The following is a 25,649-nucleotide window of genomic DNA, read 5'->3' as shown; positions in this document are numbered from 1 at the left end:
CATGCACAGAGCGTCATGCTTTGGAAAAATTGGGCAGATACGATTTTGTTGCGTTGCACCCTAGCGCTTTTAAATCGATTAGATTATATCTGCCCCTGACCTGAAACAGATCGAGACATGCCATGAGTAGCCAGATCATTCCTGTCGAACCGTTTGACTATGTCGTGTTCGGCGGCACCGGCGATCTTGCGGAGCGCAAGCTGTTGCCGGCCCTCTACCACCGGCAGATCGAAGGCCAGTTCACCGAGCCGACACGAATCATCGGCGCTTCGCGTGCTGCCCTTAGCCATGAGGAATATCGCAGCTTCGCGTCCGACGCGCTGAAGGAACACCTGAAGCCCGGCGAGTTCGACGAGGCCGAGGTGGCCAAATTCACCGCACGTCTCTATTACATATCTGTCGACGCCAAGTCCGAGCAGGGCTGGGACGATCTCAAGAAATTGCTCGAGGAAGGCAAGGATCGCACCCGGGCCTTCTATCTCGCCGTCGGGCCGGCAATCTTCGGCGATATTTCGGAAAAGATCCGAGACCACAAGCTCATCACCAAGAACACCCGCATCGTCGTCGAAAAGCCGATCGGTCGCGATCTCGCTTCGGCGACGGAGCTGAACGACACGATCGGCAAGGTGTTCCGCGAAGAGCAGATCTTCCGCATCGACCACTATCTCGGCAAGGAGACGGTGCAGAACCTGATGGCGCTGCGCTTCGCCAACGCACTCTACGAGCCGCTGTGGAATTCGGCCCATATCGATCACGTGCAGATCACCGTCGCCGAATCGGTCGGCCTGGAAAATCGCGCCGGCTATTACGACAAGGCCGGCGCTCTGCGCGATATGGTGCAGAACCATATTCTCCAACTCGTCTGCTTCGTCGCGATGGAAGCGCCGACCTCGATGGATGCGGAAGCCGTGCGCGACGAGAAGCTCAAGGTGCTCCGGGCCCTGAAGCCGATCACCGCCGCCAATGTCGAGCAGGTCACGGTTCGCGGCCAGTATCGCGCCGGCGCATCGGCAGGCGGCCCGGTCAAGGGCTACCTCGAAGAGCTCGAAGGCGGCGTCTCCAACACCGAGACCTTCGTCGCGATCAAGGCCGAGATCAGCAATTGGCGCTGGGCCGGCGTGCCGTTCTACATCCGCACCGGCAAGCGCATGGCCGGCCGCATGTCGGAAATCGTCATCACCTTCAAGCAGATCCCGCATTCGATCTTCGACCACAGCGCCGGGCGCATCTCCGCCAACCAACTGATGATCCGGCTGCAGCCGAACGAGGGCGTCAAGCAATCGCTGATGATCAAGGACCCCGGACCGGGTGGAATGCGGCTCAGAAACGTACCGCTCGACATGAGCTTCGCCGAAGCCTTCGGCGTCCGCAATGCCGATGCCTATGAGCGGCTGCTGCTCGACGTCATCCGTAACAACCAGACACTGTTTGTGCGCCGCGACGAGGTGGAGGCCGCCTGGCAATGGATCGACCCGATCCTCAAGGCCTGGGAAACGGCCGGCCAGCAGGTGCAGGGCTACACTGCCGGCACCTGGGGGCCGAGCCAGGCGATCGCGCTCATCGAACGCGACGGCCGCACCTGGAACGACACAATCTAGGACCGGCCCATGAGCGAGACCCTGCACACATACGAGAATGGAGCGGCCCTGGCGGAGGCGCTTGCCGATGCCGTCAGCGCCAGGCTCGCCGCAGCGATTGCGGCCCACGGCAAGGCGAGCATTGCGGTGTCCGGCGGCTCGACGCCGAAGGCCTTTTTCCGCGCGCTGGCCGGGCGCGACCTCGATTGGACGAAAGTGACGATCACCCTCGTCGACGAGCGGTTCGTACCGCCGGAAAGCGATCGCTCCAATCACGCGCTCGTCGCTTCGAACCTGCTTCAGGACAAAGCGGCCGCGGCGAAGTTCGTGCCGCTCTATCACGCCGCGGCGACGGCCGAGGCCGCCGCTGCGATCGCAAGCGAGGTGACCGCCGCGATCGCTGCGCCCTTCGACGTGGTGGTGCTCGGCATGGGAACGGACGGGCATACGGCCTCGTTCTTCCCCGGCGGGACACGCCTTGAAGAGGCCCTTGACCCGGCAACTCCCCGTGGCGTGGTCACGATGGAGGCTGACGGCGCCGGTGAACCCCGCCTCACCTTTACTTTCTCGAGCCTTCGGGATGCCGGATATCTCGTCCTACATATCGAAGGCGAGGGAAAAAAGGAGGTCCTCGCCCGGGCGCAAGCCGCGGGAGAAGAGGCCGAGATGCCGATCCGCGCCATGCTGAGGCGGGCGGCATCGCCGCTGCAGATCTACTGGGCGCCGTAAGGCGTCCGGACAGGAGACAGCAATTCAGAAGCGTTACAGCGACGCGCCGCCTTGGAAACATTGCCGCTGTAAGCCGATGACAGGATGAAGACCAAGGGGTCCGAAGACTCCGGAACAGGATGTGCCATGTCCGCCGATTCCCGCATTGCCGCCATTACCGCCCGTATCGTCGAGCGCTCAAAGCCCTATCGCGAACCTTATCTGGAACGCATCCGCAGCGCCGCGGCGACGGGACCGCACCGGAGTGTCCTCGGCTGCGGCAACCTGGCGCACGGATTTGCCGTCTGTTCCCCCGCCGAGAAGGACGCGCTCGCCGGCGACCGCGTCCCGAACCTCGGCATCATCACCTCCTATAACGACATGCTCTCGGCGCATCAGCCTTTCGAAACCTATCCGGCGCTGATACGCGAGGCGGCCCGCGAGGCTGGCGGTGTGGCGCAGGTTGCGGGCGGCGTGCCGGCGATGTGCGACGGCGTCACGCAAGGGCAGCCGGGCATGGAGCTGTCGCTCTTCTCGCGCGACCTGATCGCCATGGCAGCCGGCATCGGCCTGTCGCACAACATGTTCGATGCGGCCGTCTATCTCGGCGTCTGCGACAAGATCGTGCCGGGCCTGGTAATCGCGGCGCTGACCTTCGGTCACCTGCCCGCCATCTTCGTTCCCGCCGGACCGATGACCTCGGGCCTGCCGAACGACGAGAAGGCCAAGGTCCGGCAGCTTTTCGCCGAGGGCAAGGTCGGCCGCGACGAATTGCTCGAGGCGGAATCGAAGTCCTATCATGGCCCCGGCACCTGCACCTTCTACGGCACCGCCAACTCCAACCAGATGCTGATGGAGATCATGGGCTTCCACCTGCCGGGCGCCTCCTTCATCAATCCCGGCACGCCGCTGCGCGACGCGCTGACCAAGGAGGCAGCGAAGCGGGCGCTGGCGATCACGGCCATGGGCAACGAATTCACGCCGGCCGGCGAGATGATCGACGAGCGGTCGATCGTCAACGGCGTCGTCGGCCTGCATGCGACCGGCGGCTCGACCAACCACACCATGCACCTCGTTGCCATGGCGCGCGCCGCCGGGATCGCGCTCACTTGGCAGGACATTTCGGAACTCTCCGACGTCGTGCCGCTGCTCGCCCGCGTCTATCCAAACGGCCTTGCCGACGTGAACCATTTCCACGCGGCCGGCGGCATGGGCTTCCTGATCAGCCAATTGCTCAAGAAGGGGCTGCTGCATGACGACGTCCGAACCGTCTTTGGCCAGGGCCTCGATGCCTATGCGATCGACGTGAAGCTCGGCGTCAACGGCACCGTCCAGCGCGAGCCGGCGCCGGAGGAAAGCGCCGATCCGAAAGTGCTCTCGACCATCGACCAGCCCTTCCAGCATACCGGCGGGTTGAAGATGCTGACCGGCAATATCGGCAAGGCGGTGATCAAGATCTCCGCCGTCAAGCCGGAACGCCATATCATCGAGGCTCCCGCCAAGATCTTCAACGATCAGGCCGAGCTCAACGCCGCCTTCAAGGCGGGCAAGCTCGAAGGCGATTTCGTCGCCGTTGTTCGCTTCCAGGGCCCGAAGGCGAACGGCATGCCGGAGTTGCACAAGCTGACGACCGTGCTCGGCATCCTGCAGGACCGGGGCCAGAAGGTGGCGATCGTCACCGACGGGCGCATGTCCGGCGCATCCGGCAAAGTCCCGGCTGCTATCCATGTTACGCCGGAAGCAAAGGAGGGCGGGCCGATCGCCCGCATCCAAGAGGGCGACATCATCCGCATCGATGCGGTCAAGGGGACAATCGAGGTCAAGGTCGACGACATTGCCCTGAAAACGCGGGTGCCGGCTCGTATCGACCTCTCCGACAACGAGTTCGGGATGGGCCGCGAACTGTTCGCGCCGTTCCGCCAGATCGCCGGGGCGGCCGATCGCGGCGGCAGCGTTCTGTTTCACTGAGGCACCTGCGCCGTCGGAATGTGCCGACGGCTCTCGCCGTCAGCGATAGATGTCCAGCGTGCGGTTGCGATGGTTCGGATGGGTGCTGTAGACGAAGATCCGATTTAGGTCGCGATCGCTCAACAGCCGCAGGAACCGGGCCTCAATGAGGTTGTTGGCATGCACCCGCTTCAACAGGCAGCCGATCAGCGGAAGGCGGGCGCTCGGTATGTCGAGATAGAAATTCTGCGGCAGCTGGAACTTCGTCACGATGCCGATCACGGCGCAGCTTTTCGACAGCTTGATGATCTCGCAGCGGCGCGACGAGAGGTTCTGCATCCCCTTCTCGGTAAATTCAATTCGCGCGTCGTTCCGCGTGTCCTCCATCGGGAAATTAGCCTCTCGATCATACATGAACGACTCTTCCTTGTTGAGGAAGTGCCGTTGCATCTGAGGGGCCGGGCTGCGCATCAATTCACCTTTCGCATTCGAATTGCGGTCACGCTACCCAATGAAATTTAACAGAGGGTTTGGCGCCGCGGTGGAATGCGCATATTCCGTCCGAAAGCATCTATCAGCGGTACTGATGTTGGTGTGTCAGATGCCCCTCATCCGGCCTGCCGGCCACCTTCTCCCCGCAGGCGGGGCGAAGGGAGCTCGCCGCACTGCCTCAGTCCCCTCGCCCCGCTTGCGGGGAGAGGGCTAGGGTGAGTGGCATTCTCAGACATTACACTAAACGCGATAGCTGCGCCCGTCGGCGTCGAAAAGGTGAAGCTTCGACTTGTCGGCGGTAAAGCGCACTCGGTCGCCACGTCCGACCTTGAGGATGCCCGGGATCTTTGCGATGATCGGCTCGTTCTCGACGAGACCTTCGATATAGAGCAGCGTCACCTCGCCAAGCGCTTCGACGATGGCAATTGTTCCCTCGAACAGGAAATCCTGGCCGTCGGTCACCTCAAGGTCTTCCGGCCGCACGCCGAAGCTCGCCTTCTTGCCGTTTTCGGACGCGTTCGTCGGGATGTCGAGCGTCACGGATTTTCCGCCCGTAAGGTTCACCGTCGTCTGCGCGCCGGTGGCCGTGATCGTCGAGGGGATGACGTTCATGGCCGGCGAGCCGATGAAGCGGGCGACGAACAGGTTCGCCGGCCGCTCGTAGAGCTCGAGCGGCGCCCCGACCTGTTCGATGTGACCGAGAGAGAGCACGACGATGCGGTCGGCGAGGGTCATCGCCTCCACCTGGTCGTGGGTGACATAGATCATCGTCGTGTCGGCCATCCGCTCGCTGAGCTTGGCAATCTCGATGCGGGTCGCCACGCGCAAGGCAGCATCCAGGTTGGACAGCGGCTCGTCGAACAGGAAGACCTTGGGATTGCGGCAGATCGCCCGGCCGATCGCGACGCGCTGGCGCTGGCCGCCGGAAAGCGCCTTCGGAAGACGATCAAGGAATTTCGTGAGCTGGAGGATGTCGGCTGCCGACCGAACCCGGCGGTCGATCTCCTCCTTCGATTCCTTGGCGATCCGCATGCCGAAGGCCATGTTGTCGTAGACGGTCATATGCGGGTAGAGCGCATAGGACTGGAACACCATGGCGATGCCGCGTTTCGATGGCGGCACGTCGTTAACCCGCTCGCCGTCGATAAACATGTCGCCGCCGGTGATCTCCTCGAGCCCGGCGATCATCCGGAGCAGCGTCGACTTGCCGCAGCCGGACGGCCCGACGAAGACGACGAACTCGCCCTGTTTGATGTCGAGATTGATGCCGTGAATGACATCGACCGCCCCATAGGACTTGCGGATGTCTTTAAGCAGCAGGCCCGTCATTGCACCCTCCCCTCGGTTTCTAGGCCAGGCGCGCGAAGAACGCGCCCCAGGCCGGAAGACTGATCTTGTTGTCCCTTATATCAGAGATGAAGCCGTGACCGTCGAGCGGCTCGATCCCGTCGCTTGGCGATTCCGCGGCCGCAGGCTCGTCGCCCATATTGAACAGGCAGAAAAGCTTTTCATTGCCGTGGGTCCGGATGAAGCCGAGAAGCGGTGCCCGCGTCTCGACGAATTCGATATCTCCCTTGGCGAAGGCCGGATGGGCCTTCCTGAAATGGAGAAAACGGCGATAGTGCTCGAGCACCGAAGCCGGGTCGCCCTCCTGGATGGCGACCGCCTGCGGCAGGTGGGCCTCGGGAATCGGCAGCCAGGGCTTCGCGCTGCTGAAGCCGCCGTCCGGCAGGCTCTCCCACACCATCGGCGTCCGGCAGCCGTCGCGGCCCTTGAAATCGGGCCAGAACTGGATGCCGTAAGGGTCCTGGAGGTCCTCATAGGCGAGCTCCGCTTCCGGCAGCGCCAGTTCCTCGCCCTGATAGATGCAGACCGAACCACGCAGCGACATCAGCAGGCTGGCGAGCAGCTTGGCATGACCGGCGTGGTCGGCAACGCCGGAACCCCAGCGGCTGACGTGGCGGACGACATCGTGGTTGGCGAAGGCCCAGCAGGCCCAGCCCTCCGGCGCGACCTTCTCGAAATCGCGCAACACCTCGGCAACGCGTTCCGGGGTCAGCGGATCCGGCGCCAGGAACTCGAAGGCATAGCACATCTGCACCTTGTCGCCGCCCGAGGTGTATTCACCGGCGATTTCAAGACCGCGCTGGCTGTCGCCGACCTCGCCGACGGCGGCGATCGCCGGGAATTCCTCCATCACCGCACGGAAGCGCTTCAGAAAGTCCAGATTCTCCGGTCTGTTCTTGTCGTAGATATGTTCCTGATAGTTGTAGGGATTGACGGCAGGCGCGGTCGAGGCGTTGCGGCGCTCCGGCGCCAGCGCCGGGTTGTCCCGCAGCTCTCGGTCGTGGAAATAAAAATTGATGGTGTCGAGGCGGAAGCCGTCGACGCCGCGCTCCAGCCAGAAGCGCTCGACGGCGAGAAGCGCATCCTGCACATGCGGATTGTGCAGGTTGAGGTCCGGCTGCGAGGTCAGGAAATTGTGCAGGTAATATTGCAGCCGCGTCGGGTCCCAGGCCCAGGCGGAGCCGCCGAAGATCGACAGCCAATTGTTCGGCGGCGTGCCATCCGGCTTGGAGTCAGCCCAGACATACCAGTCAGCCTTGGCATTGCTGCGGCTGGAGCGGCTCTCGACGAACCAGGGGTGCTGGTCGGACGTGTGCGACAGGACGAGATCGATCATCACGCGGAGGTCGAGCCTATGGGCTTCCGCAATCAGTGCATCGAAATCCTTGAGCGTGCCGAAGATCGGATCGACATCCGTGTAGTTCGAGACATCGTAACCGAAATCGCGCATCGGCGAGGTGAAGAACGGCGAGATCCAGATGGCATCGGCGCCGAGCGCCGCGACATGCGGTAGGCGGGCGGTGATGCCCTTCAGGTCGCCGATGCCGTCGCCGTTGGTGTCCTGGAAGGAGCGCGGGTAGATCTGGTAGATCACCGCGCCGCGCCACCAGTCCTTGTCGGCCGTCAGGATTGCGCCGGTCGTTTCGGTCTTGTCCATGCGAATTTGAAGTCCCTGTCTTGAAATGTCAGCCGCCCTTGACCGATCCCGCCAGCAGGCCACGCACGAGGTAGCGTTGCAGGGCGAAGAAGACGATCAGCGGTACGACGATGGTGATGAAGGCGGAAGCGGTGAGGATTTCCCAATTGCCGCCGCGGGAACCGAGGAGATTGACCAGGCGCCCGGTCAGCACCAGCGAATCCTCGCCGGCGCCGAGAAAGACGATGGCGACGAGGAGGTCGTTCCAGGTCCAGAGGAACTGGAAGATGGCGAAAGAGGCGAGCGCCGGGAACGACAAGGGCAGGATGATCTTGACGAAGATGTCGAAATCGCTGGCGCCGTCGACGCGCGCCGATTCCATGATCTCGCGCGGCAGGCCGGCCATGTAGTTGCGCAGAAGATAGATCGCCAGCGGCAGGCCGAAGCCGGTATGGGCGAGCCAGATGCCCATATAGGTCTTGGCCGGCACGCCGAAGAAGGCGCCGACGCCGTTATAGAGCTGCAAAAGCGGAATGAGCGACATCTGCAGCGGCACGACGAGCAGACCGACGACGACGGCGAGCAGGATGGCGCGGCCCGGGAAAGGCATCCAGGCCAGCGCATAGGCCGCAAAGGCGGCGATCAGGATCGGGATCACCGTCGACGGTATCGCGACGGTCAGCGAGTTGAGGAACGACGTGCCGATGCCGGCCGCACTCAGCACCTCGATATAGTTGTCGATCGTGAAGCGAGGCGGTGTCGAGGCGGTATAGAAGATGCGCTGGCCGCGCGATCCTTCCATCTTCGTATCCGAGACGATTTCGAAGCCGCCGTCCGTCTGCACGGTCAGCCGCTCGCCGTCATTGAGCTCTGCCGTCTCGCCGGGTTTGAACTTCGCCGGCTCGCGGCTGGAAAAACCGAAGGCGGAAATCTGGCCGCCACCCTGACCTTCAAGCAGATTTCCGGAGATCACGAACTTGCCGTCCCGCTCGACCTGGTTGTCGGCCGAAGGGGCACGCGCCACGGCGTTGCGCGACGAGGTGGCGAGCGCCGTCCACCAGCCGGAGACGGCGAGTTGGTCCTTGTCGCGTAGAGAGGAGATCAGCAGGCCGGCAGTCGGCATGGTCCAGAGGAGGACGAGGAGCAGGACCGAAAGATGAACGGCCCAGGTGAGCGGAGAACGCGTCGACGGGTTCATCTCAGTGACCTCCCGATTCCTTGGTCGCGTTGCGGATGTTCCAGATCATGATCGGAATGACGAGGATCATGATGACCACCGCGATCGACGCGCCGCGGCCGAAGTCGCCGCCGCCGCGGAACATCCAGTCGAACATTAGGTTGGCAAGCACCTGGCTCTGCCATTGACCATTGGTCATTGCGAGCACGATGTCGAAGACCTTCAGGACAAGGATGGTGATGGTCGTCCAGACGACCGCGATCGTCCCCCAGATCTGCGGCACCATGATCTTGAAGAAGATCTGCCAGCCGTTGGCGCCGTCGATAACCGCCGCCTCGATCGTCTCCTCCGGAATGCCGCGCAGCGCCGCCGAGAGGATGACCATGGCGAAACCGGTCTGTATCCAGATGAGGATGACCATCAGGAAGAAATTGTTCCAGAATGGAAGCGTGATCCAGGCCTGCGGCTCACCGCCGAAAGCGACGACGATGGCGTTCAGGAGCCCGATCTGCTCGGAGCCGGCAGCCCGGTAGTCGTAGATGAATTTCCAGATGACGGCGGCGCCGACGAAGGAGATCGCCATCGGCATGAAGATCAGCGTCTTGGCGATGTTGCCCCACCAGATGCGGTCGGTCAGCGCGGCGATGATCAGGCCGAAGAAGGTCGAGAGCGCCGGCACGACTAGGAGCCAGAGGAAATTGTTGAAGATCGACTGGCGGAATTCACCGTCATTGATCATCCAGCTGTAGTTGCGCGCGCCGACGAAATTCTGGCCGCCCCTGTCGTGGAAGCTCAACCAAACGGATTGGACCACCGGATAGATGAGATAGATCGTCAGCGCGAACAGGGCCGGCGCCAGGAACAGCCACGGCCGGATCGCGTTAGTGATCCGCAAATTGCGGGAGGCGGCAGCGCCTGACAGCCCCTTCGAAGGGAAAATCCAATCGAGAATGAAATTGGTGGCCCAGAAATAGACCGCACAGGCCAGGACACCGGCTATCATCGTCACAATCGCAGCGACAAGCTGCATGACACATCCCTCCCCTCAAACGCTTCCGGAACCGGTCGCTCCAGGCGCATTGCACGATGGCGGCTTCCGCTTTTTATTGGGATACCCGCCTACAGCGGCGCGCGTCTCATCAGACGCGCAAAGGCCGCCGTAACCTTTGAGTTACTGCATGCTTAAATCGGCTGCGATTTAAAAATGCAGCAGGCAGGCTGATCCGAAGAGGAAAGGCGGCGGACGAGGCATTGGTCCGCCGCCCTGGAGACTACTTGATAGCGTCCCAGGCCTTCTGGACACCAGCCGCGACGTCGGCCGAGGGCTTGCCGCCGACATAGTCGACCATGCCGGTCCAGAGCGCGCCGGCGCCGATCTTGCCGGGCATCAGGTCCGAACCGTCGAAGCGGAAGGTCGTGGCGTTGAGCAGGATCTCGCCCTGCTTCTTCAGCGGCGGGTTGCCGTAGACGTCGACATTGACGCTCTTATAGGGCGTCAGGAAGCTCGTCTGGGCCATCCAGACCTCATGCGCGATCGGCGTCTTCAGGAACTCGATGAACGCGCGCGCGGCCGGCGTATCCTTGGTGATCATCGCAAGCGTGCCGGCGCCGAGCACCGGATTGCCAAGCTCCTTCTTGCTTTCATAGGGCGGCATGTAGAAGAAGTCGGCATCCTCGCCAACCACCGTACCTTCCGGGAAGAAGGATGGAATGAAAGAGGCCTGGTGGTGCAGATAGCACTTCGGCGGCGAGGCAAAGAGACCCTTCGGGCTATCGCGGAAGTCAGTGGAGGCGACCGCCGCCGCGCCGCCGTCGACGAACTTGTCGTTTCGCGCAAACCAGCCGAATTCATCGATCGCGTTGATCACTGCCGGGTCGGTGAAGGGAATTTCGTTTTTGACCCACTTGTCATAGACTTCGGGCGACTGCGTGCGCAGCATCAGGTCCTCGACCCAGTCCGTCGCCGGCCAGCCGGTGGCGCCGCCCGATCCGAGACCGATGCACCAGGGCTTCTCGCCGTCGGCCGCGATCTTCTCGGTCAGAGCCTTCAGCTCTTCCATGGTCTTCGGCACTTCGTAGCCGGCGTCCTCGAAGTTTTCCGGGACGTACCAGACGAGCGACTTGACGTCGATCTTGTAGGGGAAGGCATAGAGCGCCGCGGTGCCGTCCTTGCCGTTATAGGTGGAGAGATCCACCCAGGACTGACCGGCGGCGTAGTTGTCGAGCAGCCATTGCTTGGTTTCGTCGCCGAGCGGCGTCAGGAGGCCCTTGGCGGCAAGGTCGGCAATCAGGCCTGGCTGGGGTAGGATCGCCACATCGGGTGGGCTGCCGGCCTGGGTGTCGATGACGATCTGCTGTTCGTAGTTTTCGGAAGAGGAATACTTGACCTCGACGCCCGTCGCTTCGACGAAATAGGCAAAGACGCTCTTGAACAGAGCCTCGTCCTCGCCGCGCCAGGGACCGAAGATCGTCAGCGTCTGGCCTTTCAGGTCGTGCCCCTTCTTGAACTCCTCGAAGCTTCCCCAATTGAACTTCGAATCCTCGCCCGGCTTGAACTTCAGGTCGGCAGCGCTGGCAGCCCCTGCAAGCAAAGCGAGCGCAGCGACGCCAATCAGCAATGATCTCTTCACGTTCGGTCCTCCCCAAAAAGAAACCCGGGCGCTGCGCCACGGGTGGATCGTCAAAGACACGTTATTCAAAGCGCTTTGAGTTTGCCAACACTCCATTGCCGCCAGGAAAGAGTCAAGAGCTTTCATCCGGCTGCGCGCTGCATTGCAACATTTTGCCCTGCGGCACGGTTTTGCGGCGCAAAATGAAGGTTTCAAGCTTTTTCATAGGCGGGCCGGATGGTATCAGGACAAGTTAGCGCTTGCCGAAAGGGCAAAAAATAAAGCGAATATCCAAAGCGCTTTGAGAGGAAACCGGCCATGGCAGTGAATCTGAAGCAGCTGGCGGAGATCCTCGGCCTCTCACAGACGACCGTCAGTCGCGCACTCAACGGCTATCCGGAAGTTAATGCGGAAACGCGGCAAAGGGTGCTGCAGGCGGTGCGGGAGACCGGCTACCGGCCGAATCGTGCCGCCCAGCGGCTGGCAACCGGCAAGGCCTATTCGATCGGGCTCGTCATGCCGATCGCGGCGGGCATCGATTCGGACATCCATTTCGGCGAGTTCCTCGCCGGCCTCGCAGAGGAGTCGGTGAAGCACGATTTTCATTTCGTCCTCAATCCGAGCGCACCGGACGACGAGGAGGCAACGTTCCGGCGGCTGGCGGCAAGCGGCAATGTCGACGCGGTCTTCCTCGCCTATATGCGCCCCAACGATCCGCGCATTCCCATGCTGAAGGCGCTCTCCATTCCCTTCGTCGTTCACGGCCGGTCGATCGGGGGGCCGCGCGATTACCCCTTTCTCGACATCGACAATACCCAGGCCTTCTACGACGCCACCAAGCTTCTTCTGCAACTCGGCCACCACCGGATCGCGCTGATCAACGGGCCGGACTATCTCGCCTTTTCCATCCGCCGGAAAAAGGGGGTGACGCGGGCGCTTACCGAATGGGGCCTCGGCCTCGACGAAGAACTCGTCCATCATTCGGTGATGGCCGACGAATACGGCTATCGAAGCATGCAGCACTTTCTTGAACGGCCCAACCCGCCGACGGCGGTCCTTTGCTCCAGTACGGTGCTGGCGCTCGGCGCAGTGCGGGCGATCAACCGGGCGGGGCTCGCCATCGGCAGCGACATCTCGGTCATCGCCCATGACGACGTCCTGCCGATGCTGAAGCCGGAGAACTTCAGCGTGCCGCTGACGACCACCCGCTCATCACTGAGGGCTGCCGGCGCGCGCATCGCGACTCGGCTGATCGGCGGGATCATCGGCCGCGGCGACTATCCGGAACAGGAACTCTGGCGCGCCGAGCTGATCGTGCGCGCTTCGACCGGACCCGCCCCGGGCCGGTAGAGACGGACTTCGTCGTCAGAACTTCGGCGGCTTGCGACCGGCCCTGCGGTAGGCGGCGATGATCGTGTTCGCCATCAGCATGGCGATCGTCATCGGCCCGACGCCACCCGGAACCGGCGTGATAACGCTTGCGACCTTGGCGCATTCCTCGAAGGCGACGTCGCCGACGAGCTTCGTCTTGCCCTCGCCGCGCTCCGGCGCCGGGACGCGGTTGATGCCGACATCGATGACCAGCGCGCCGGGCTTCACCCAATCGGCCTTGACCATTTCCGGCCGGCCGACCGCCGCCACGAGAATATCGGCGTTGCGGCACACGGCCGGAAGATCCTTGGTGCGCGAATGTGCGGTCGTCACCGTCGCATGGGCGGCGAGCAGCAGCGCCGACATGGGCTTGCCGAAGAGATTGGAGCGGCCGATGACGACGGCGTTCAGCCCGGAGAGGTCTTCACCATGGGTGCGGCGCACGAAGACCATGGCGCCGGCCGGAGTGCATGAAACCAGCCCGCCCTCGAGATCGCCCGTCGCGACCTTGCCGGCATTGACGACATGCAGACCGTCGACATCCTTCTCGGGGAGGATCGACTGGATGATCGGCTCCGATTGAAGATGTTTCGGCAGAGGCAGTTGGACGAGGATGCCGTGGATCGACGGATCGGCATTGAGCTCGGTGACGAGCGCCGCCAGCTCCTCCTGCGAGGTCTCCTCGGGCAGCGTGTGCTGGACGGAGAGGAAACCGCATTCCTTCGCCATCCGGCTTTTCGCCGACACATAGGCATGGCTCGCCGGATCGTCGCCGACGATGACCACCGCGAGGCCGGCCCGGACGCCTGCCTCCGTCTCCAGCGTCTTGGTAGCGGATTTCACGGTTTCGATGACCGAAGCGGCAACGGCCTTGCCATCAATCACAGTCGTCACGGCGTATCTCCCGGTTTGTCCTCGACGCGCCACACTCTAGCTGGCGTCGCTTTGCGCAATTGCCTGCAAGCGCCCTATGCTGTCCCAAACGCATAAATGCAAGGGCTTGGAGGAACCGCAACGCCATTCGGCGCATTTCCTTGCACAGTTGCAAGGCCGGGCGTTCAGGCGACGGGCGCTTGAGAGTTCGGTCGCATGGCAGCAGCCCATTGGACCCAACCGCGAGCGATCGTCAGGCTCCGTCAGGATCATGCCCGCCAGTCACGCTCCGGCCGTTAACGTGATACACTCCCATTCCGATTCACGTTCGAAGATTTGTTTTATTGCTTGCCTTTAGCTGCGCGGGTTTTGTCGATGTCGCCGACCGGTGAGGATATTTCGATCCACTTCCAGAGCGAAAGGGAGAATACGGCGGATATCGAACTCGTCGTCGTGGTCCCGACATTTCGCCGCCCGGACCATCTCGTCAAGACGTTGAAGACCATCGTCTCCCAAAGGCCCGACGTTCCTTACGCGACCGTGGTGGTTGAAAACGACCCGGACGGTCTCGCCGGCGCCGAAGCGGCAAAGCGCTTTTTTCTCGAACACCGGTCGGATTCGACCGTGATCGTCGCCCATCGGCAGGGCCACAGCCATGCATGCAATGCCGGTTGGGCGGCAGCCCTCGACCACTATCAGAACCTGCGCGCGATAGCGGTGATCTACGACGATGCGGTTGCTGCTCCCGAATGGCTCGATGGCCTTGTCGCCGTTCAGGAGGGCCACGCGGCGGACATCGTCGGCGGCCCGCAGCTACCGGTCTTCGAGGATCCGGATGGGCAGAAATGGAAGCATCATCCCATCTTTTCGCCCCACTACGATGCCACCGGGCCGGTGCCGAGGCTTTATTCCGCCGGCAATGTCCTCATCACGCGAGCGGTGCTCGATGCCATGCCGCGGCCGTTTCTGAACCCGGCCCTCAATTTCGCCGGCGTCGGCGACGGGGATTTCTTCAATCGATGCAGGGCGAAGGGGTTCTCTTTTGCCTGGGCGGCAGAGGCCTGGGTGGCGGAAGCAGTTCCGCGAGACCACACCACCGCGTCCTGGATCCGCGCCCGCAGTCTCGAACAGGGGGCGATTTCGACGCTGCTCGAGCATCAGCGCGATGCGACCCTTGCCGGGCGGTTGCGAGCGCTCGGCAAAACCATCGGACTGCTCGCCGTGTCGCTGCCGCGCGGCCTCAAGCTATGGTCGGAAACGGGCCTTGCAATAGCAAGCCTTTATCCCTTCCATTTGGCGGTCGGCCGACTGAGGGCCAGGATCGGCCCTGCGGACGAACAATACCGCGAAGCGAAATGAGTGGGCCTCAATGGCCGCTCGTCGCCTTCACGGCTCCTTCGGGGATCTTGTCGGCAGCGACCTTGCCGTTCCTGTCGACCACGGCAACGGGCTCTTTGTAGGGCCTGTCCTCGCCATTCGCGGCGCGGTTCATGTCGTCCTTGCCGAGATATTCGAGCTGTTCCACCAGGACTTCGGTGATGACCTCGCCACCCAGCTTCTTGTTGAGGCCGTCCTTGACGGCGACCTTGAAGCTCGGCAGGTCGAAGCTGCCGGTGTCGGCGACATCGACGAACCGCGAGCCGACGAGCATGTCATAGAGTTCGTCGGTCACGATCTGTCGGAGCGGTGCGTGGAGCTTCTTTATCCCCTCCCGCGTTGCCGAAAAAGACAATTTCGCCAGGAAGTAGCCCTGGACCGCGCCGTCCTCGATCACCGGGACGGTGATGATCTCTCCCGGAACATATTCCTCCGATGCCCGCCTGTCGGCCTCGGCGTCCGAGAGAACAGGCGCCGAGGCGTACTGCATCGAGAAATAGACGGATCCGAGCGTCACGGCGCAGACCCAAACCCCGGTGAGGACAAGCTTCAGCATCAGAAATCGCTATAGCGGAATTGCGCTTCGGTGTAGATGCCATCGGCATCGGCGTCCTGAGCGGCGGTCTTCAGAAGATCGACGACCGAGCGCACGGCTTCGAGATGCGCCTCGACCTTCTGGGCGTTAAGCTTCAGCTTCTGCCTGAGGTGGCGCGTCTGCGAAGCGAAGGAGGGCGAGATTTCGCCGGGCCCGGCGGCTCGATGCAACATTGTCAGCTCGTAAAGGCAGCGGCTCTTGTGCGCGTTCGACGTCTTGATGTCGAATTTCGGGTCCACGCCGATGCGGCTGTTCTCGTTGTCGATGATCATCTCCAACCGGCCGAGAACGTTCTGTATCCGCAGATCGTGGGATGCCACAGCTTCCATAAATCAACTCCCGAATTATGCGTTTCAGGGAAGGCAGCCTACAAAGGCGCAAGCCGTCCCGACCAAATCATGCCTGGTTCTTCTTCTCGTCGGCGGTCAGCAGCCCGGCATTGCGCTCGAATTCGTGAACCATGCCGGCGGCGAGGTTGCTCGTATCGTCGTCAAGCCGCGCATTGGCGCGTTCGGCCGGATCGCTGCCGACCATCCGGTCGGCTATGCCGATGCCGCCGCCGTCAGCCAGCACGTTGGCAATCTGCTCCGCCATCATGCCTTTCCAGACCTCGCCTGACGTGCCCTTGCCGAAGACGTTCTCGCTTTCGCTCGGCAGCATCGACTTGACGAAATTCTGCAGCACCATCGCCTCGAACTTGCGGTAGGACTCCGGCACCTTCTTCGGTTCGACGCGGTTGCTGATGTCGCCGAGGCCGGTCGATCCTTCCGAGGAATTCAGCACCGAAACCGCAGCGGCGAAGCCCTTGCCGTTTTCCGCAAGACTAGTGGCCTGAAAGGCGGCGCGATTGGACTTGAGCCGTGCCTGCGCCTCCTGCACCTCCTTCGGATCGGCCGCGCGGACGACGTCCAGCACCAGATCGCTGGGCGGGGAAATAGCCATGTCAGATCCTTTCGAGGCGGCGGCCCTGCGTCTTGTCACACGGGGCAGCGCAATCAGTGCGAACCGGAGGACCTTTTCGACGGCCCGCCCGGATAACCCACTATCGCCCCTCAACCTTACCGGAAGCTGGCGCGTAACCGGCGACATGCTGATCGATGAGGTCGAGTACCTGATTGTCGTCCGCCTGGCGGTCTTCCGCCATGCGCGCCTCCTTCATGCTCTCTTCCAGCCGATCGCCCTTCGCACGCTCCTTCAGCATGCGCGCCTCGTGCACCTGCTGCATGCCGAGCAGCATCTGGTCCTTCTGCATCAGCCGGCCGAGCTGCGAGGCATAATGACCCGAGAAGACGCGGTGCATGGGATGGGCCGAGCCCATGGCATCGACGACGACATCGATCGTTTCGGCCAGCACGCCGCGCTGGCGGGCCGTCTCGGCAAGTTCGCTTTCGGCCATTCGCTCAAGGTGCCGCTGCACGGCGACCAGGCGCTTCAGCTTATCCGACCGCGATTTCATCGTTTTCTAGCCACCTTGCATCACCGGCGCGAAGCCGTCGGCAAACAGGCGCAGCATCGCCGCCACGCCGAGATAGAGCAGGAACAGGCCGCCCATGATCAGATAGGGCTGGGAAATGAAATAGACCGGAACCTGCGGGGCAAGCTTGTTGACCATGCCGATCGCCACGTTGAACAGCAGGCCGTAAATCACGAAGGGGCTCGCCAGGCGCAGCATGATCATGAAAGTCTGCCCGAGCGAATTCGAAAGCGTGATCAGCATGCCCTGCGGATCGAAGCCGATGCCGATCGGCATCGCACGATAGGACTGCGCGATGGCCTCGAAGATCACGTGGTGAAAGTCGAGCATGAAGAGAAGCATCAGGCCGGCGAAGCTGATCATGCTGGTGAGCTGGTTTTCCGCCGTTTCTTCGAGCACGTCGGTCGCCGGCGGCGGGTTGAAGCCGATCAGCATGGTGATGGCCGTCCCGGCAAATTGCAGGCCGAGCACGTAGTAGCGTGCCACGAGGCCTATGACGGCGCCGATGACGCTCTCGGTCGCAATGAGATAGATGTAGCTGTGGCCCTTGTCGGCGACCGCAGGATAGATGTCGGTCCACATGATCGGCAGGATGGCCATGGAGAGCGCGACGGCGATGAACAGCCGCACCTGCATGGGAACGCGCGCCGTCGAGAACCCCGGCATGATCATGATGCAGCCGCCGATCCGACAGAATGCCGCAAACAGCGCAAGCACCGTGCCCTCGGGATCGGTGATCATGAAAGCGCGCCGATGATCTTGATTTCCAGCCCCTTGGCGAGCTCGACATGGGAGAGCACGGGCAGCGTTGCGAAGAGGCGTTCGATGATCATGCGCACATATGAGCGGGATTCGGGCGAACTTACCAGCACGAAGGGCACGCCCCGGTCGAGATGTTCACGGATAACCTTCGTCGCCTGCTCGCTGAACTCCTCCAGGTGGCGCGGGTCGATGTCGAACTCGACGATCTCGCCCTTGGCGTCGCGCTTCAGCGCCTGGTGGAAGACCATGTCCCACTTGTTGCCGAGCCGGAGCACGCGCAGCACGCCGTTTTCGGCAAGATCGCCGCAGAGCTGCTGCGACATGCGCACCCGGACATGTTCGACGATCTGCTCGGTCTTGCGGACATGCGGCGCCAACTCCGCCACGGCTTCGAGAATGAGATGCAGGTTGCGGATCGAAACGCGTTCGGCGAGCAGCAATTTGAGGACCGCCTGCAGGCCGGAATAGGACATGTGCGAGGTGCAGATCTCGTCGGCGAGCTTGCGGTATTCCGGATCGAGCCGCTCGATCAGCACCTTCACGTCCTTGTAGGAGAGAAGCTGCGGCAGGTTGTTGCGGATCACTTCGCTCAAATGCGTCAGCACGACCGAGACGTTGTCGATCGGGTGGAAGCCCTCGCGCTTCAGGTCTTCCGTGAAGGTCTCCAGTATGGAAAGCGCCGGCATGCCGAAGGCCGGCTCGCGGATCTCGTCGCCGGGGACGCTGGGGCGGCGGCCGCCGCCGGTAACGACGAGCACTTCGCCGACGCGCACGGTGTTGGAGGCGACGGTCGTGCCGTGGATGCGGATGTGATAGGCCTTGTCCGGAATGGAGATATCGTCGGAAACCTTGATCTCCGGAACGACGAGCCCGTATTGCAGGGCGAACTTGCGGCGCATCTTGCCGACGCGGAAGGCGAGCTCCTGATGCGCGCCGAGCAGTCGGGTGGAGACCTGCTTGCCGAGCAGGAGCTCGATCTCCGCCGTTTTCAGCACCGATTTGACGGAATCCCTGTCGCTGTCCTTCGTCTGCTGCGCCTTCTCTGCCTCCTGGGCGCGCTTCTCGGCATTGGCCGCTTCGATCTGCCTCGGGATAGCCCATCCCAGGAAGGCCATGCCGCCGCCGAGTACCGCGAAGGGCACGAAGGGCAGGCCTGGCATCACGGAGAGGAGGACGATGAGGCCGGCCGCAACCATCAGCGCCCGCGGGTAGCCGCTCAACTGACCGACGACGGCCTGGTCGGTCGAGCCGGCGGTGCCGCCGCGCGACACGAGAAGGCCGGCGGCGAGCGAGACGATCAACGCCGGGATCTGCGAAACGAGGCCGTCGCCGACCGAAAGCTTGACGAAGACATCCGCCGCCTCGCCGATCGGCATGTCGTGGCGCAGATAGCCGATGATGATGCCGCCGAAGACATTGATCGCCGTGATGATCAGGCCGGCAATCGCATCGCCGCGGACGAATTTCGAGGCACCGTCCATCGCACCGTAGAAGGAACTCTCCTCCTCCAGCTCGCGGCGGCGGCGCTGCGCCTCCTTCTCGTCGATCAGCCCGGCCGACAGATCGGCGTCGATCGACATCTGCTTGCCGGGGATCGCATCGAGGGTGAAGCGGGCGCCAACTTCGGCGATACGCGTCGCACCCTTGGTGATGACGATGAAGTTCACCGTGATCAGGATGAGGAAGACGATCAGACCGATGACGAAGTCGCCGGACATGACGAGGCTGGCAAAGCCCGAGATGACGCCGCCGGCGGCGCCATGCCCCTCGTGGCCATGGGAGAGGATGACGCGTGTCGTGGCGATGTTCAGCGCCAGGCGGGTCATCGTCGAGATCAGCAGGATCGTCGGAAAGGACGAGAATTCGAGCGGCCGCTGAATCCACAGCGCCACCATCAGGATCAGCACCGAGAAGGCGATGGAGAAGGCCAGCCCGAAGTCGATGAGAACCGGCGGAATGGGCAGAAACAGGATCGACAGGATCATCACGATCCCGAGCGCGAAGCCAATGTCCCGGCTCTTCGGTGCGAGTTTCGGGATGGTCAGGGTCGCCTGTTGTGCCATGTCTCTTCCGTCTCGTCATGAGAGGCGGGCAGCGCGCCGCGCGTAGCTGCCCCAAACTATGACGGAAGATCTAGAGACCCAAGCTTGCGCGAGGGTGGTATTGGGATGGGATGAGGAAGGTACGCGCAGTTTCCGCCCGCCGAATAAAGCGGCGAAAGTCTCAGAACCCCGACTGGATTCGTGAGAAGATGATGTCGGTGAAGATGGAGATCTGTGCACCGACGAACGGCGCCGAGATCGCCCCCGTGACCATCACCGCCAGGATCTTCGGCACGAAGGTCAGCGTCATTTCCTGAACCTGGGTCAGCGCCTGGATAAAAGCGATGACAACGCCGACCACCATGGCGGCCAGAACGGCGGGACCCGAGGCGACGATCACGGTCCAGATCGCTGCCTGCACGATATCGAGAGCGTCCGCCTCATTCATTCGCGTTTCGTCCTATCCTGCCGGCGCGCACGAGCAGCGGCGAAGCTTTTAGGTTCGAGGGTGATTCTTCAGAGGATTCTCAACAATCACCGGCGCCGGTCAAGCCAGGGCCAACTATGTGTGCGTGGTCCGCCGCCGCCGCTCTAAAGAGCAGGAATTACGTCGCCGAGCCGGACGAGGTCGTCGATACGGTGATGCCGGTCTCGATGGCGATCTCTTTGCCGTCGGTGGTGATCGCGGTCACGCCGTCGGAGGTCACCTCGACCTCGGCGACGACCCCGCTCGTCTTGCCGTCACTGCTGGTGATCGTCTTGCCGATGTAGGTCGAAGCCTGGGTAAGACTTTCGCTCGCCAGCAGGCTTTCGAGATTGCTGTTCGTCTTGATCGATTGCTCGACCTGCGAGAAGGTCGCCAGCTGCGATATCTGCTCGGTCGCATCCATCGGATCGGTCGGATCCTGGTTCTGCATCTGCGCGATGAGCAGCTTCAGGAAGCTCTGATAGTTCAGGGTCGCGTCAGTCGCGTCGGTGCTGCTCGTCGAAGTTGAACTCGTCGTCGAGGTCGTCGAGGTGCTCGAGGATACTCCGCTTACCGCCATGGCGCGATCTCCTTGCGAATCTGGTCGATCGTGGCCGGCGTGATTTCCTGATTGTTCAGGATGCGCTCTTCAATCGGGTAAAGACCGCGGATCGCCTTCAGCGCTTCGAAGGCACGGCCCTGGGTGACCAGGCCGTCGATGCGCTTCAGCTCCGCCAGAACTTCCTCGTTCTTGAAGCAGGCGAGCAGCATGACGATCGACTTGCGGAACATGGCGGTCGACTGCTCGGCGCCTTCCGGATTGATCAGGATCATCTGGGCGATGAAGTAGAGCTGCCGCAACGGTGTCGTGGCGTCTTCCGGCTGCAGGACGTGGTTTTCCAGGAGGAAGGTAACGTCGTTGAGGAATTCCACGGCGACCTTGCGGTCAACGCGAAGCACCGCGCCGTTTACAAAGATTCGTTCGCCCGATTTCAGCGAGATACGCAGTGTGCTCTTCATTTCAGTCCATCCCTGATGATGGTGGTAATGTCAATTATGCCCTGGAAGTTGGAGGAGTCGCGTTTGCGGATCTTCTCCGTCTCGTTCAGTATCCAGATCCCGATCGAGATCAGATTGGCACGCAGTTCGTCGTTGAGCTGGTTATCCGGAGCGCGCAGGTCCTCGATGAAGCGTATCCAGACGCGTCGGGTGTAGTAGATCGCCTCGATCGCTTCCTTTGAGTATCCCTTCTGCTGCTTTGCCGCTTCCAGGAGCGCGATCGAGCGATTGAGGACTTGCCACTCGCGATCCTTGGAAACGGCTACGCCTTCCTCCATGATCTCGGCGTATGCAAACTGATACATTCAGACATCCTTCATGCTTGTCCTTATCCTCTTGTCATCAGAGGAAATCTATCAAACTCAACTGCTGGATCCTTCCGGTGAGGGTGTAGGACGTCTCCATCTGCGTCAGCAGCGTGTTCATCCGGGTCGACGCATCATAGGTGTCGACCCCCTCGAGATCGGTGATGTGGGTGTTGATGAGCTTGATCTGAACTTCGAGCGAGGTGTTCGCCTTTTCCACGCGCGCTTCGGAAATGCCTAGCGTGCTGCGTTCGGCGGTGATCCCGGTGATCGCCTGCTCGACATAGCCGAGTGCCGCCTCGCCGACATAGGCCCGGACGTCCGATCCGATATCCTCGTCCATCAGTTCCGAGGATATGACACTCGCAAGAGCGAACATGCGGAAGCCGGTCGTCGTCGCATTGGTCGAGCTCTGCACGACTTCGGACGTGCTGATGCGGCTCGTCATGTTCTGGCTCGAGGCCGCGGACCAATCGGTGGCCCACTGCGTGTCGTCCGTATAGAGTGGCTCGAGGGTGTTGGTGATGAAGTCTTCCATCTGCGCCTCAGTGAAGTCGCTCATGGAAGAGATGCCGTTGCCCGACATGTAGGTCGCGAGCGCATCGTCGAAGGTCGTCTTCGCGGCCGAACCGGTTGCGGCATAGTCTTCGAAAGGCTTCACATCGGTGTTGATGCCGGCAAACAGGAACTCGCCGTTGAAGGACGTGTTCGCCGAGGCGGTGAAAAGCGACATGGCGCTTTCGATCTCGGTCTTCTGGACCGACAATTGGTCGACGGAATCGTTGCCCTTGAAGGTGACGAGCGTATTGCGCACCTGCTCGGCAGCCTCCGCCATCGTTCCAAGGGCTTCCTGAGAGGACGCCAGCCGCTGCGTGACGACGGCGTTGGTATCGACCAGGGTTTCCAACCGAGCAAGCTCGCGCTGCAGGTTGACGGAGCGCGCCGTGGAGGAGCCGAGCTCGAGGCCGACATCCGCATGCCGGCCGGTCGAAACCTCCTCCTGAAGCTTCAGCAGTTCCTCCTGGCCCTGCTGAATGGTCAGGCGCATGGCATTCTGCACCGCCAGATTAGAAACGAAGGACGTCTTCATGATTACCTCACGGCTTCCAGAAGGGACGCCATCATGGCGTCCACGGTACTGATCAACTTGGCAGATGCCTTGTAGGACTGTTCGAGATCGAGCAGCAGCGAGAGCTCTTCATCGATGCTGACGCCGGTGACGTTGCCCAGCGCTTCCTCCGTCCGTGCCAGGAGAGCCGTCTTGTTGTCGTCGGCCGTCGAGGCAGCGCTGCGGATCTGCTCGAACCAGCCGATCGACGAGGCGGCGAATTCCATGATCGAACTGGTGCTGTCGAGCCCCGCCGCCGCGTCGAAATCCATGTCGCCGTCCATGGCGGTGATGAAGCCGTCGAGGAGATCGGTGTAGCCGGAATTCGGATCCGTGGCGCCGCCGGGGTTGGAGACGAGGCCGTTGAATCCGCCGTCGCGAAGCAGGAACGGATCGGTTTGCGCGGCAACGTTGACAGTCAGCGACGCGGCGATGCCGGGCTCGATCGTCCCGTCGGCGGGAACCGTTCCGTCCGCCCAGGTGAAAAGGCCGGGGGCGCCGTCCTCCTGGAAGAGGCTGACCAGGCCGCGGGCCATCTCGTCGAGTTGCGACTGGAAGGTCGGCGCGATGTCGTCGCGGAGCTGCAAGAGGCTCGCGAGCTTTCCCTCTGCGGTCGTGTCGGCGCCGGCGCCGGCTGAAAGCGACACCCCGTCGACGAAGATGGCGTTTCCGGTCGTCGATGCATCGAAGGCCGAGGTTGCCGTGAACGTCACCTGCCGGGCTTGCGTCTCGAAGAGGACCGTTCCGTCCGAGGTATAGATGACCGTATCGTTGTCCGCCCTGGTGACGGTCGAAATGCCGACGAGCTCGGAGATCTGTTTCAGGAGCTTGTCGCGGTCGTCGAGCGCGGCCGAGGCGTCGGTGCCCGCCGCCGTCGCTTCCTTGACGGCGTTGTTCGCCGTTTCAAAACTGGCGAGCAGTGCATTCAGGTTGTCGACCTCTTCGGCGATCTGCTTGTCGGTATCGAGACGCAGGTCCTGGACCGCGGTCGCCGTCTTAGTGATCGAATTGGCAAGGTCCGAGGCGTCCGCGACGACGGTTGCGGCGATCGTCGAGTTGCCCGGTGTCGAGGCGAAGGTCTGCAGGCTGTTGCGGAAGGTGGAAAGGTAGGTCGATGGCGCCGTCTCGTAGTCGTTGCCGCCGAGCGCCGATTTCAACAGCTCGAGCCCGGAAAGCAGGCTGCTCTGCGCCGAGGATTGCGAGATGCTGGTGAGATTCTGCTTGAGCAGAGCCTCGTTCTGCGCCCGGTAGACGGAGACGATCTGGGCGCCGTCGGCCGTGGTTCCCAGCATGGCCATGCGGCGCGAGTAATCCGCGTTGCTCGCATTGGCGACGTTCTTCGACACCGTGGCCGTTTGCGAGGCCGTGGTGCTGAATGCTGATTGCGCAATTGCGATTGCCGAGGACAACGACATGCTGGGACCGTTTTCTGGGAATTACCGCTTCAGGTTGACAAGAACTTCGAGCAACTCCGAACCGGTCTGGAAGACCTTGGAGTTGGCCGTGTAGTTGCGCTGCGATTCGATCATCGACGTCAGCTCGTCGGCGATGTCGACATTCGAGCTTTCAAGCGCGCCGGAAAGGATCTCGCCAAAGCTGCCGGACCCGGCGAAGCCGGTGACGATGACGCCGGAATCGACGCCCTGCGAATAGACGTTACCGGATTCCGGCACCAGCTTGTCGGGGCTTTGGACATTGGCGAGAGCAATGCGATAGCGCGGCTCGAGCTCGCCGTTAGCATATTTGATGTAGACGACGCCGTCGGTGTCGATCTGATAGCCGGAAACCTTGCTCGGGGCGTTGCCGTCGATCTCGCCGCCGTCCGGCGTGAACGACGTGCCAAGCTGAGTCGTCTCGGAAAAGTCGATGACGATGTCGTTGAGCACAGCGCCCGTACCGGAAATGGGGTTGAGACCGGCCCCGGTCGGGTCCAGCGTCAGGCTTGCCGGCGAGGTAGTCAGGACGCCGTCGGTGTCGAAATCCAGCGTCGCAGTGCCGAGAGAGAGGGCCGAGGTCCTGTCGATGATCTCCAGTTCCCACTGGTTATCGGTAAGCTTCGTGTAGTTGAAATCCAGAATGCGGGTGTTGCCCTGGCTGTCGTAGACGATGAGGGAGGTCGTCGATACATCGCCGTTCGCGGCACCGGAAGGCAGGTTGGCGCCCATCGCGCCGGCGGTCGAGCCCGCCGCCGACAGGCCTTCCGAAGCGAGGTTGACCTCGGTCAGGCCATCGAAACCGTTGACGACGACCGTCGGATCCACGCCCGCTTCGTACTCGTAGCCCATCAGGGTGAAGCCGGCGGCGTTGACGAGATTGCCAGCGTCGTCCTGGACGAAGGCCCCGGCGCGCGTCAGGTACTCCTGGCCGTTGGCGCCTTGAACGATGAAGAAGCCATCGCCGTCGATCGCAAGGTCGCTTCCCGATGTCGTGTAGGTCGTCGAGCCCTGGTCGGAAATCGAGTAGCGCACCGATGTCTGGACCCCGCCGGAATTGTAGGAGCCGTTGCTGGAAGGCAGGATCATCGAGGAGAATTCGGTCGACGCCCTCTTGTAGCCGGTAGTGCTAGAGTTCGCGATGTTTTCAGCCACCGTGCTGAGGCGGTTGGCCTGGGCGTTCATGCCAGAGACGCCCGTTCTCATGGTACCGTAGAGACTCATAGAGGATCCTCGTTTCCTGCTTCAGTGGGAGACTAGAAGTCGGGCCTTGCGTGAACCTGTCTTGACC

25 protein-coding genes are annotated in these 25,649 nt (G+C 62.3%); 5 read left to right on the top strand and 20 right to left on the bottom strand.

All coding sequences use genetic code 11. From position 1 onward, the window contains the following. Nucleotides 1-122 precede the first annotated feature (122 nt). From zwf to edd, 3 genes are all read left to right on the top strand, one after another. A complete protein-coding gene (zwf, locus tag CO664_RS23725) occupies nt 123-1,598 on the top strand; it encodes a glucose-6-phosphate dehydrogenase (protein ID WP_037423999.1) in 1,476 nt (491 codons plus the stop codon). 9 nt (nt 1,599-1,607) lie between these two features. Beyond that, nucleotides 1,608-2,306, top strand: coding sequence for a 6-phosphogluconolactonase (gene pgl / locus CO664_RS23720; RefSeq protein ID WP_037423996.1), 699 nt, complete (start codon nt 1,608-1,610; stop codon nt 2,304-2,306). Between the two features lie 126 nt (nt 2,307-2,432). Then, entirely contained in the window at nt 2,433-4,253 is a 1,821-nt protein-coding gene (gene edd, locus CO664_RS23715) for a phosphogluconate dehydratase (RefSeq protein ID WP_037423993.1), read from the top strand. A 39-nt stretch (nt 4,254-4,292) separates the two neighbouring features. Here the strand turns inward: edd and CO664_RS23710 are convergent, their stop codons facing one another. The 6 genes from CO664_RS23710 to CO664_RS23685 all read right to left on the bottom strand — a co-directional run bounded on the left by CO664_RS23710 (nt 4,293) and on the right by CO664_RS23685 (nt 11,514). Continuing rightward, nucleotides 4,293-4,703 carry a hypothetical protein gene (locus tag CO664_RS23710; protein ID WP_097540088.1) on the bottom strand — a complete coding sequence of 137 codons (411 nt, stop codon included), beginning with the start codon at nt 4,701-4,703 and terminating at the stop codon, nt 4,293-4,295. A gap of 261 nt (nt 4,704-4,964) precedes the next feature. Next, nucleotides 4,965-6,053: a sn-glycerol-3-phosphate ABC transporter ATP-binding protein UgpC gene (gene ugpC, locus CO664_RS23705; protein ID WP_037423990.1), complete on the bottom strand. Its 1,089-nt coding sequence runs from the start codon at nt 6,051-6,053 to the stop codon at nt 4,965-4,967. Between the two features lie 19 nt (nt 6,054-6,072). Beyond that, nucleotides 6,073-7,728 carry an alpha-amylase family glycosyl hydrolase gene (locus CO664_RS23700; protein ID WP_037423987.1) on the bottom strand — a complete coding sequence of 552 codons (1,656 nt, stop codon included), beginning with the start codon at nt 7,726-7,728 and terminating at the stop codon, nt 6,073-6,075. A gap of 28 nt (nt 7,729-7,756) precedes the next feature. After that, complete coding sequence (locus CO664_RS23695) at nt 7,757-8,905, bottom strand: carbohydrate ABC transporter permease (RefSeq protein ID WP_097527258.1); 1,149 nt, start codon at nt 8,903-8,905, stop codon at nt 7,757-7,759. A 1-nt stretch (nt 8,906) separates the two neighbouring features. Beyond that, entirely contained in the window at nt 8,907-9,914 is a 1,008-nt protein-coding gene (locus tag CO664_RS23690; RefSeq protein WP_097527259.1) for a sugar ABC transporter permease, read from the bottom strand. Nucleotides 9,915-10,155: 241 nt separating this feature from the next. Further along, entirely contained in the window at nt 10,156-11,514 is a 1,359-nt protein-coding gene (locus CO664_RS23685) for an ABC transporter substrate-binding protein (protein ID WP_097540087.1), read from the bottom strand. A 297-nt stretch (nt 11,515-11,811) separates the two neighbouring features. Between CO664_RS23685 and CO664_RS23680 the strand changes: the two genes are divergently transcribed. Further along, nucleotides 11,812-12,843, top strand: a complete 1,032-nt coding sequence (locus CO664_RS23680; RefSeq protein ID WP_097540086.1) for a substrate-binding domain-containing protein — start codon at nt 11,812-11,814, stop codon at nt 12,841-12,843. A gap of 15 nt (nt 12,844-12,858) precedes the next feature. Here the strand turns inward: CO664_RS23680 and folD are convergent, their stop codons facing one another. Continuing rightward, nucleotides 12,859-13,758: a bifunctional methylenetetrahydrofolate dehydrogenase/methenyltetrahydrofolate cyclohydrolase FolD gene (gene folD / locus CO664_RS23675; protein ID WP_097527262.1), complete on the bottom strand. Its 900-nt coding sequence runs from the start codon at nt 13,756-13,758 to the stop codon at nt 12,859-12,861. A 354-nt stretch (nt 13,759-14,112) separates the two neighbouring features. Here folD and CO664_RS23670 point away from each other — a divergent pair, with 354 nt between their 5' ends. After that, a complete protein-coding gene (locus tag CO664_RS23670) occupies nt 14,113-15,096 on the top strand; it encodes a glycosyltransferase (RefSeq protein WP_097540085.1) in 984 nt (327 codons plus the stop codon). A 7-nt stretch (nt 15,097-15,103) separates the two neighbouring features. Here the strand turns inward: CO664_RS23670 and CO664_RS23665 are convergent, their stop codons facing one another. The 13 genes from CO664_RS23665 to CO664_RS23605 form a co-directional block, all read right to left on the bottom strand. Continuing rightward, the gene (locus CO664_RS23665) at nt 15,104-15,670 is read right to left on the bottom strand and encodes a hypothetical protein (RefSeq protein WP_097527263.1); all 567 of its coding nucleotides are present in this window, start codon (nt 15,668-15,670) and stop codon (nt 15,104-15,106) included. After that, complete coding sequence (locus CO664_RS23660; protein ID WP_037423967.1) at nt 15,670-16,038, bottom strand: hypothetical protein; 369 nt, start codon at nt 16,036-16,038, stop codon at nt 15,670-15,672. Before CO664_RS23660 ends, CO664_RS23665 begins: the two co-directional genes overlap by 1 nt. Before the next feature lie 67 nt (nt 16,039-16,105). After that, a complete protein-coding gene (locus tag CO664_RS23655) occupies nt 16,106-16,651 on the bottom strand; it encodes a rod-binding protein (protein ID WP_097540084.1) in 546 nt (181 codons plus the stop codon). A 100-nt stretch (nt 16,652-16,751) separates the two neighbouring features. After that, nucleotides 16,752-17,165, bottom strand: a complete 414-nt coding sequence (locus CO664_RS23650) for a hypothetical protein (RefSeq protein ID WP_037423963.1) — start codon at nt 17,163-17,165, stop codon at nt 16,752-16,754. A 6-nt stretch (nt 17,166-17,171) separates the two neighbouring features. Next, a complete protein-coding gene (gene fliR / locus CO664_RS23645) occupies nt 17,172-17,924 on the bottom strand; it encodes a flagellar biosynthetic protein FliR (RefSeq protein WP_037423960.1) in 753 nt (250 codons plus the stop codon). Continuing rightward, on the bottom strand, nt 17,921-20,008 hold the full coding sequence (gene flhA, locus CO664_RS23640; RefSeq protein WP_037423958.1) for a flagellar biosynthesis protein FlhA: 2,088 nt from the start codon (nt 20,006-20,008) through the stop codon (nt 17,921-17,923). The genes fliR and flhA overlap by 4 nt, the downstream gene beginning before the upstream one ends. A 160-nt stretch (nt 20,009-20,168) precedes the next feature. Further along, complete coding sequence (gene fliQ / locus CO664_RS23635) at nt 20,169-20,435, bottom strand: flagellar biosynthesis protein FliQ (RefSeq protein ID WP_037423956.1); 267 nt, start codon at nt 20,433-20,435, stop codon at nt 20,169-20,171. Between the two features lie 157 nt (nt 20,436-20,592). Beyond that, entirely contained in the window at nt 20,593-21,033 is a 441-nt protein-coding gene (gene flgD / locus CO664_RS23630; RefSeq protein ID WP_097540083.1) for a flagellar hook assembly protein FlgD, read from the bottom strand. Beyond that, nucleotides 21,024-21,473 carry a flagellar biosynthesis repressor FlbT gene (gene flbT, locus CO664_RS23625; RefSeq protein ID WP_012706881.1) on the bottom strand — a complete coding sequence of 150 codons (450 nt, stop codon included), beginning with the start codon at nt 21,471-21,473 and terminating at the stop codon, nt 21,024-21,026. The genes flgD and flbT overlap by 10 nt, the downstream gene beginning before the upstream one ends. After that, entirely contained in the window at nt 21,470-21,817 is a 348-nt protein-coding gene (gene flaF, locus CO664_RS23620; RefSeq protein WP_014327358.1) for a flagellar biosynthesis regulator FlaF, read from the bottom strand. Before flaF ends, flbT begins: the two co-directional genes overlap by 4 nt. Before the next feature lie 37 nt (nt 21,818-21,854). Further along, the gene (locus CO664_RS23615; RefSeq protein WP_097540082.1) at nt 21,855-22,907 is read right to left on the bottom strand and encodes a flagellar hook-associated family protein; all 1,053 of its coding nucleotides are present in this window, start codon (nt 22,905-22,907) and stop codon (nt 21,855-21,857) included. Between the two features lie 2 nt (nt 22,908-22,909). Then, the gene (gene flgK / locus CO664_RS23610; protein WP_097540081.1) at nt 22,910-24,340 is read right to left on the bottom strand and encodes a flagellar hook-associated protein FlgK; all 1,431 of its coding nucleotides are present in this window, start codon (nt 24,338-24,340) and stop codon (nt 22,910-22,912) included. A gap of 21 nt (nt 24,341-24,361) precedes the next feature. Then, nucleotides 24,362-25,582: a flagellar hook protein FlgE gene (locus CO664_RS23605; RefSeq protein ID WP_097540080.1), complete on the bottom strand. Its 1,221-nt coding sequence runs from the start codon at nt 25,580-25,582 to the stop codon at nt 24,362-24,364. Nucleotides 25,583-25,649: the final 67 nt, after the last annotated feature.

The organism is Sinorhizobium sp. NG07B, assembly GCF_002532005.1.
GTDB classification, from domain to species: Bacteria; Pseudomonadota; Alphaproteobacteria; order Rhizobiales; family Rhizobiaceae; genus Sinorhizobium; species Sinorhizobium fredii_C.
Note: the sequence above shows the minus strand (reverse complement) of the source record. Positions and strands in the feature narration are given on the sequence as shown.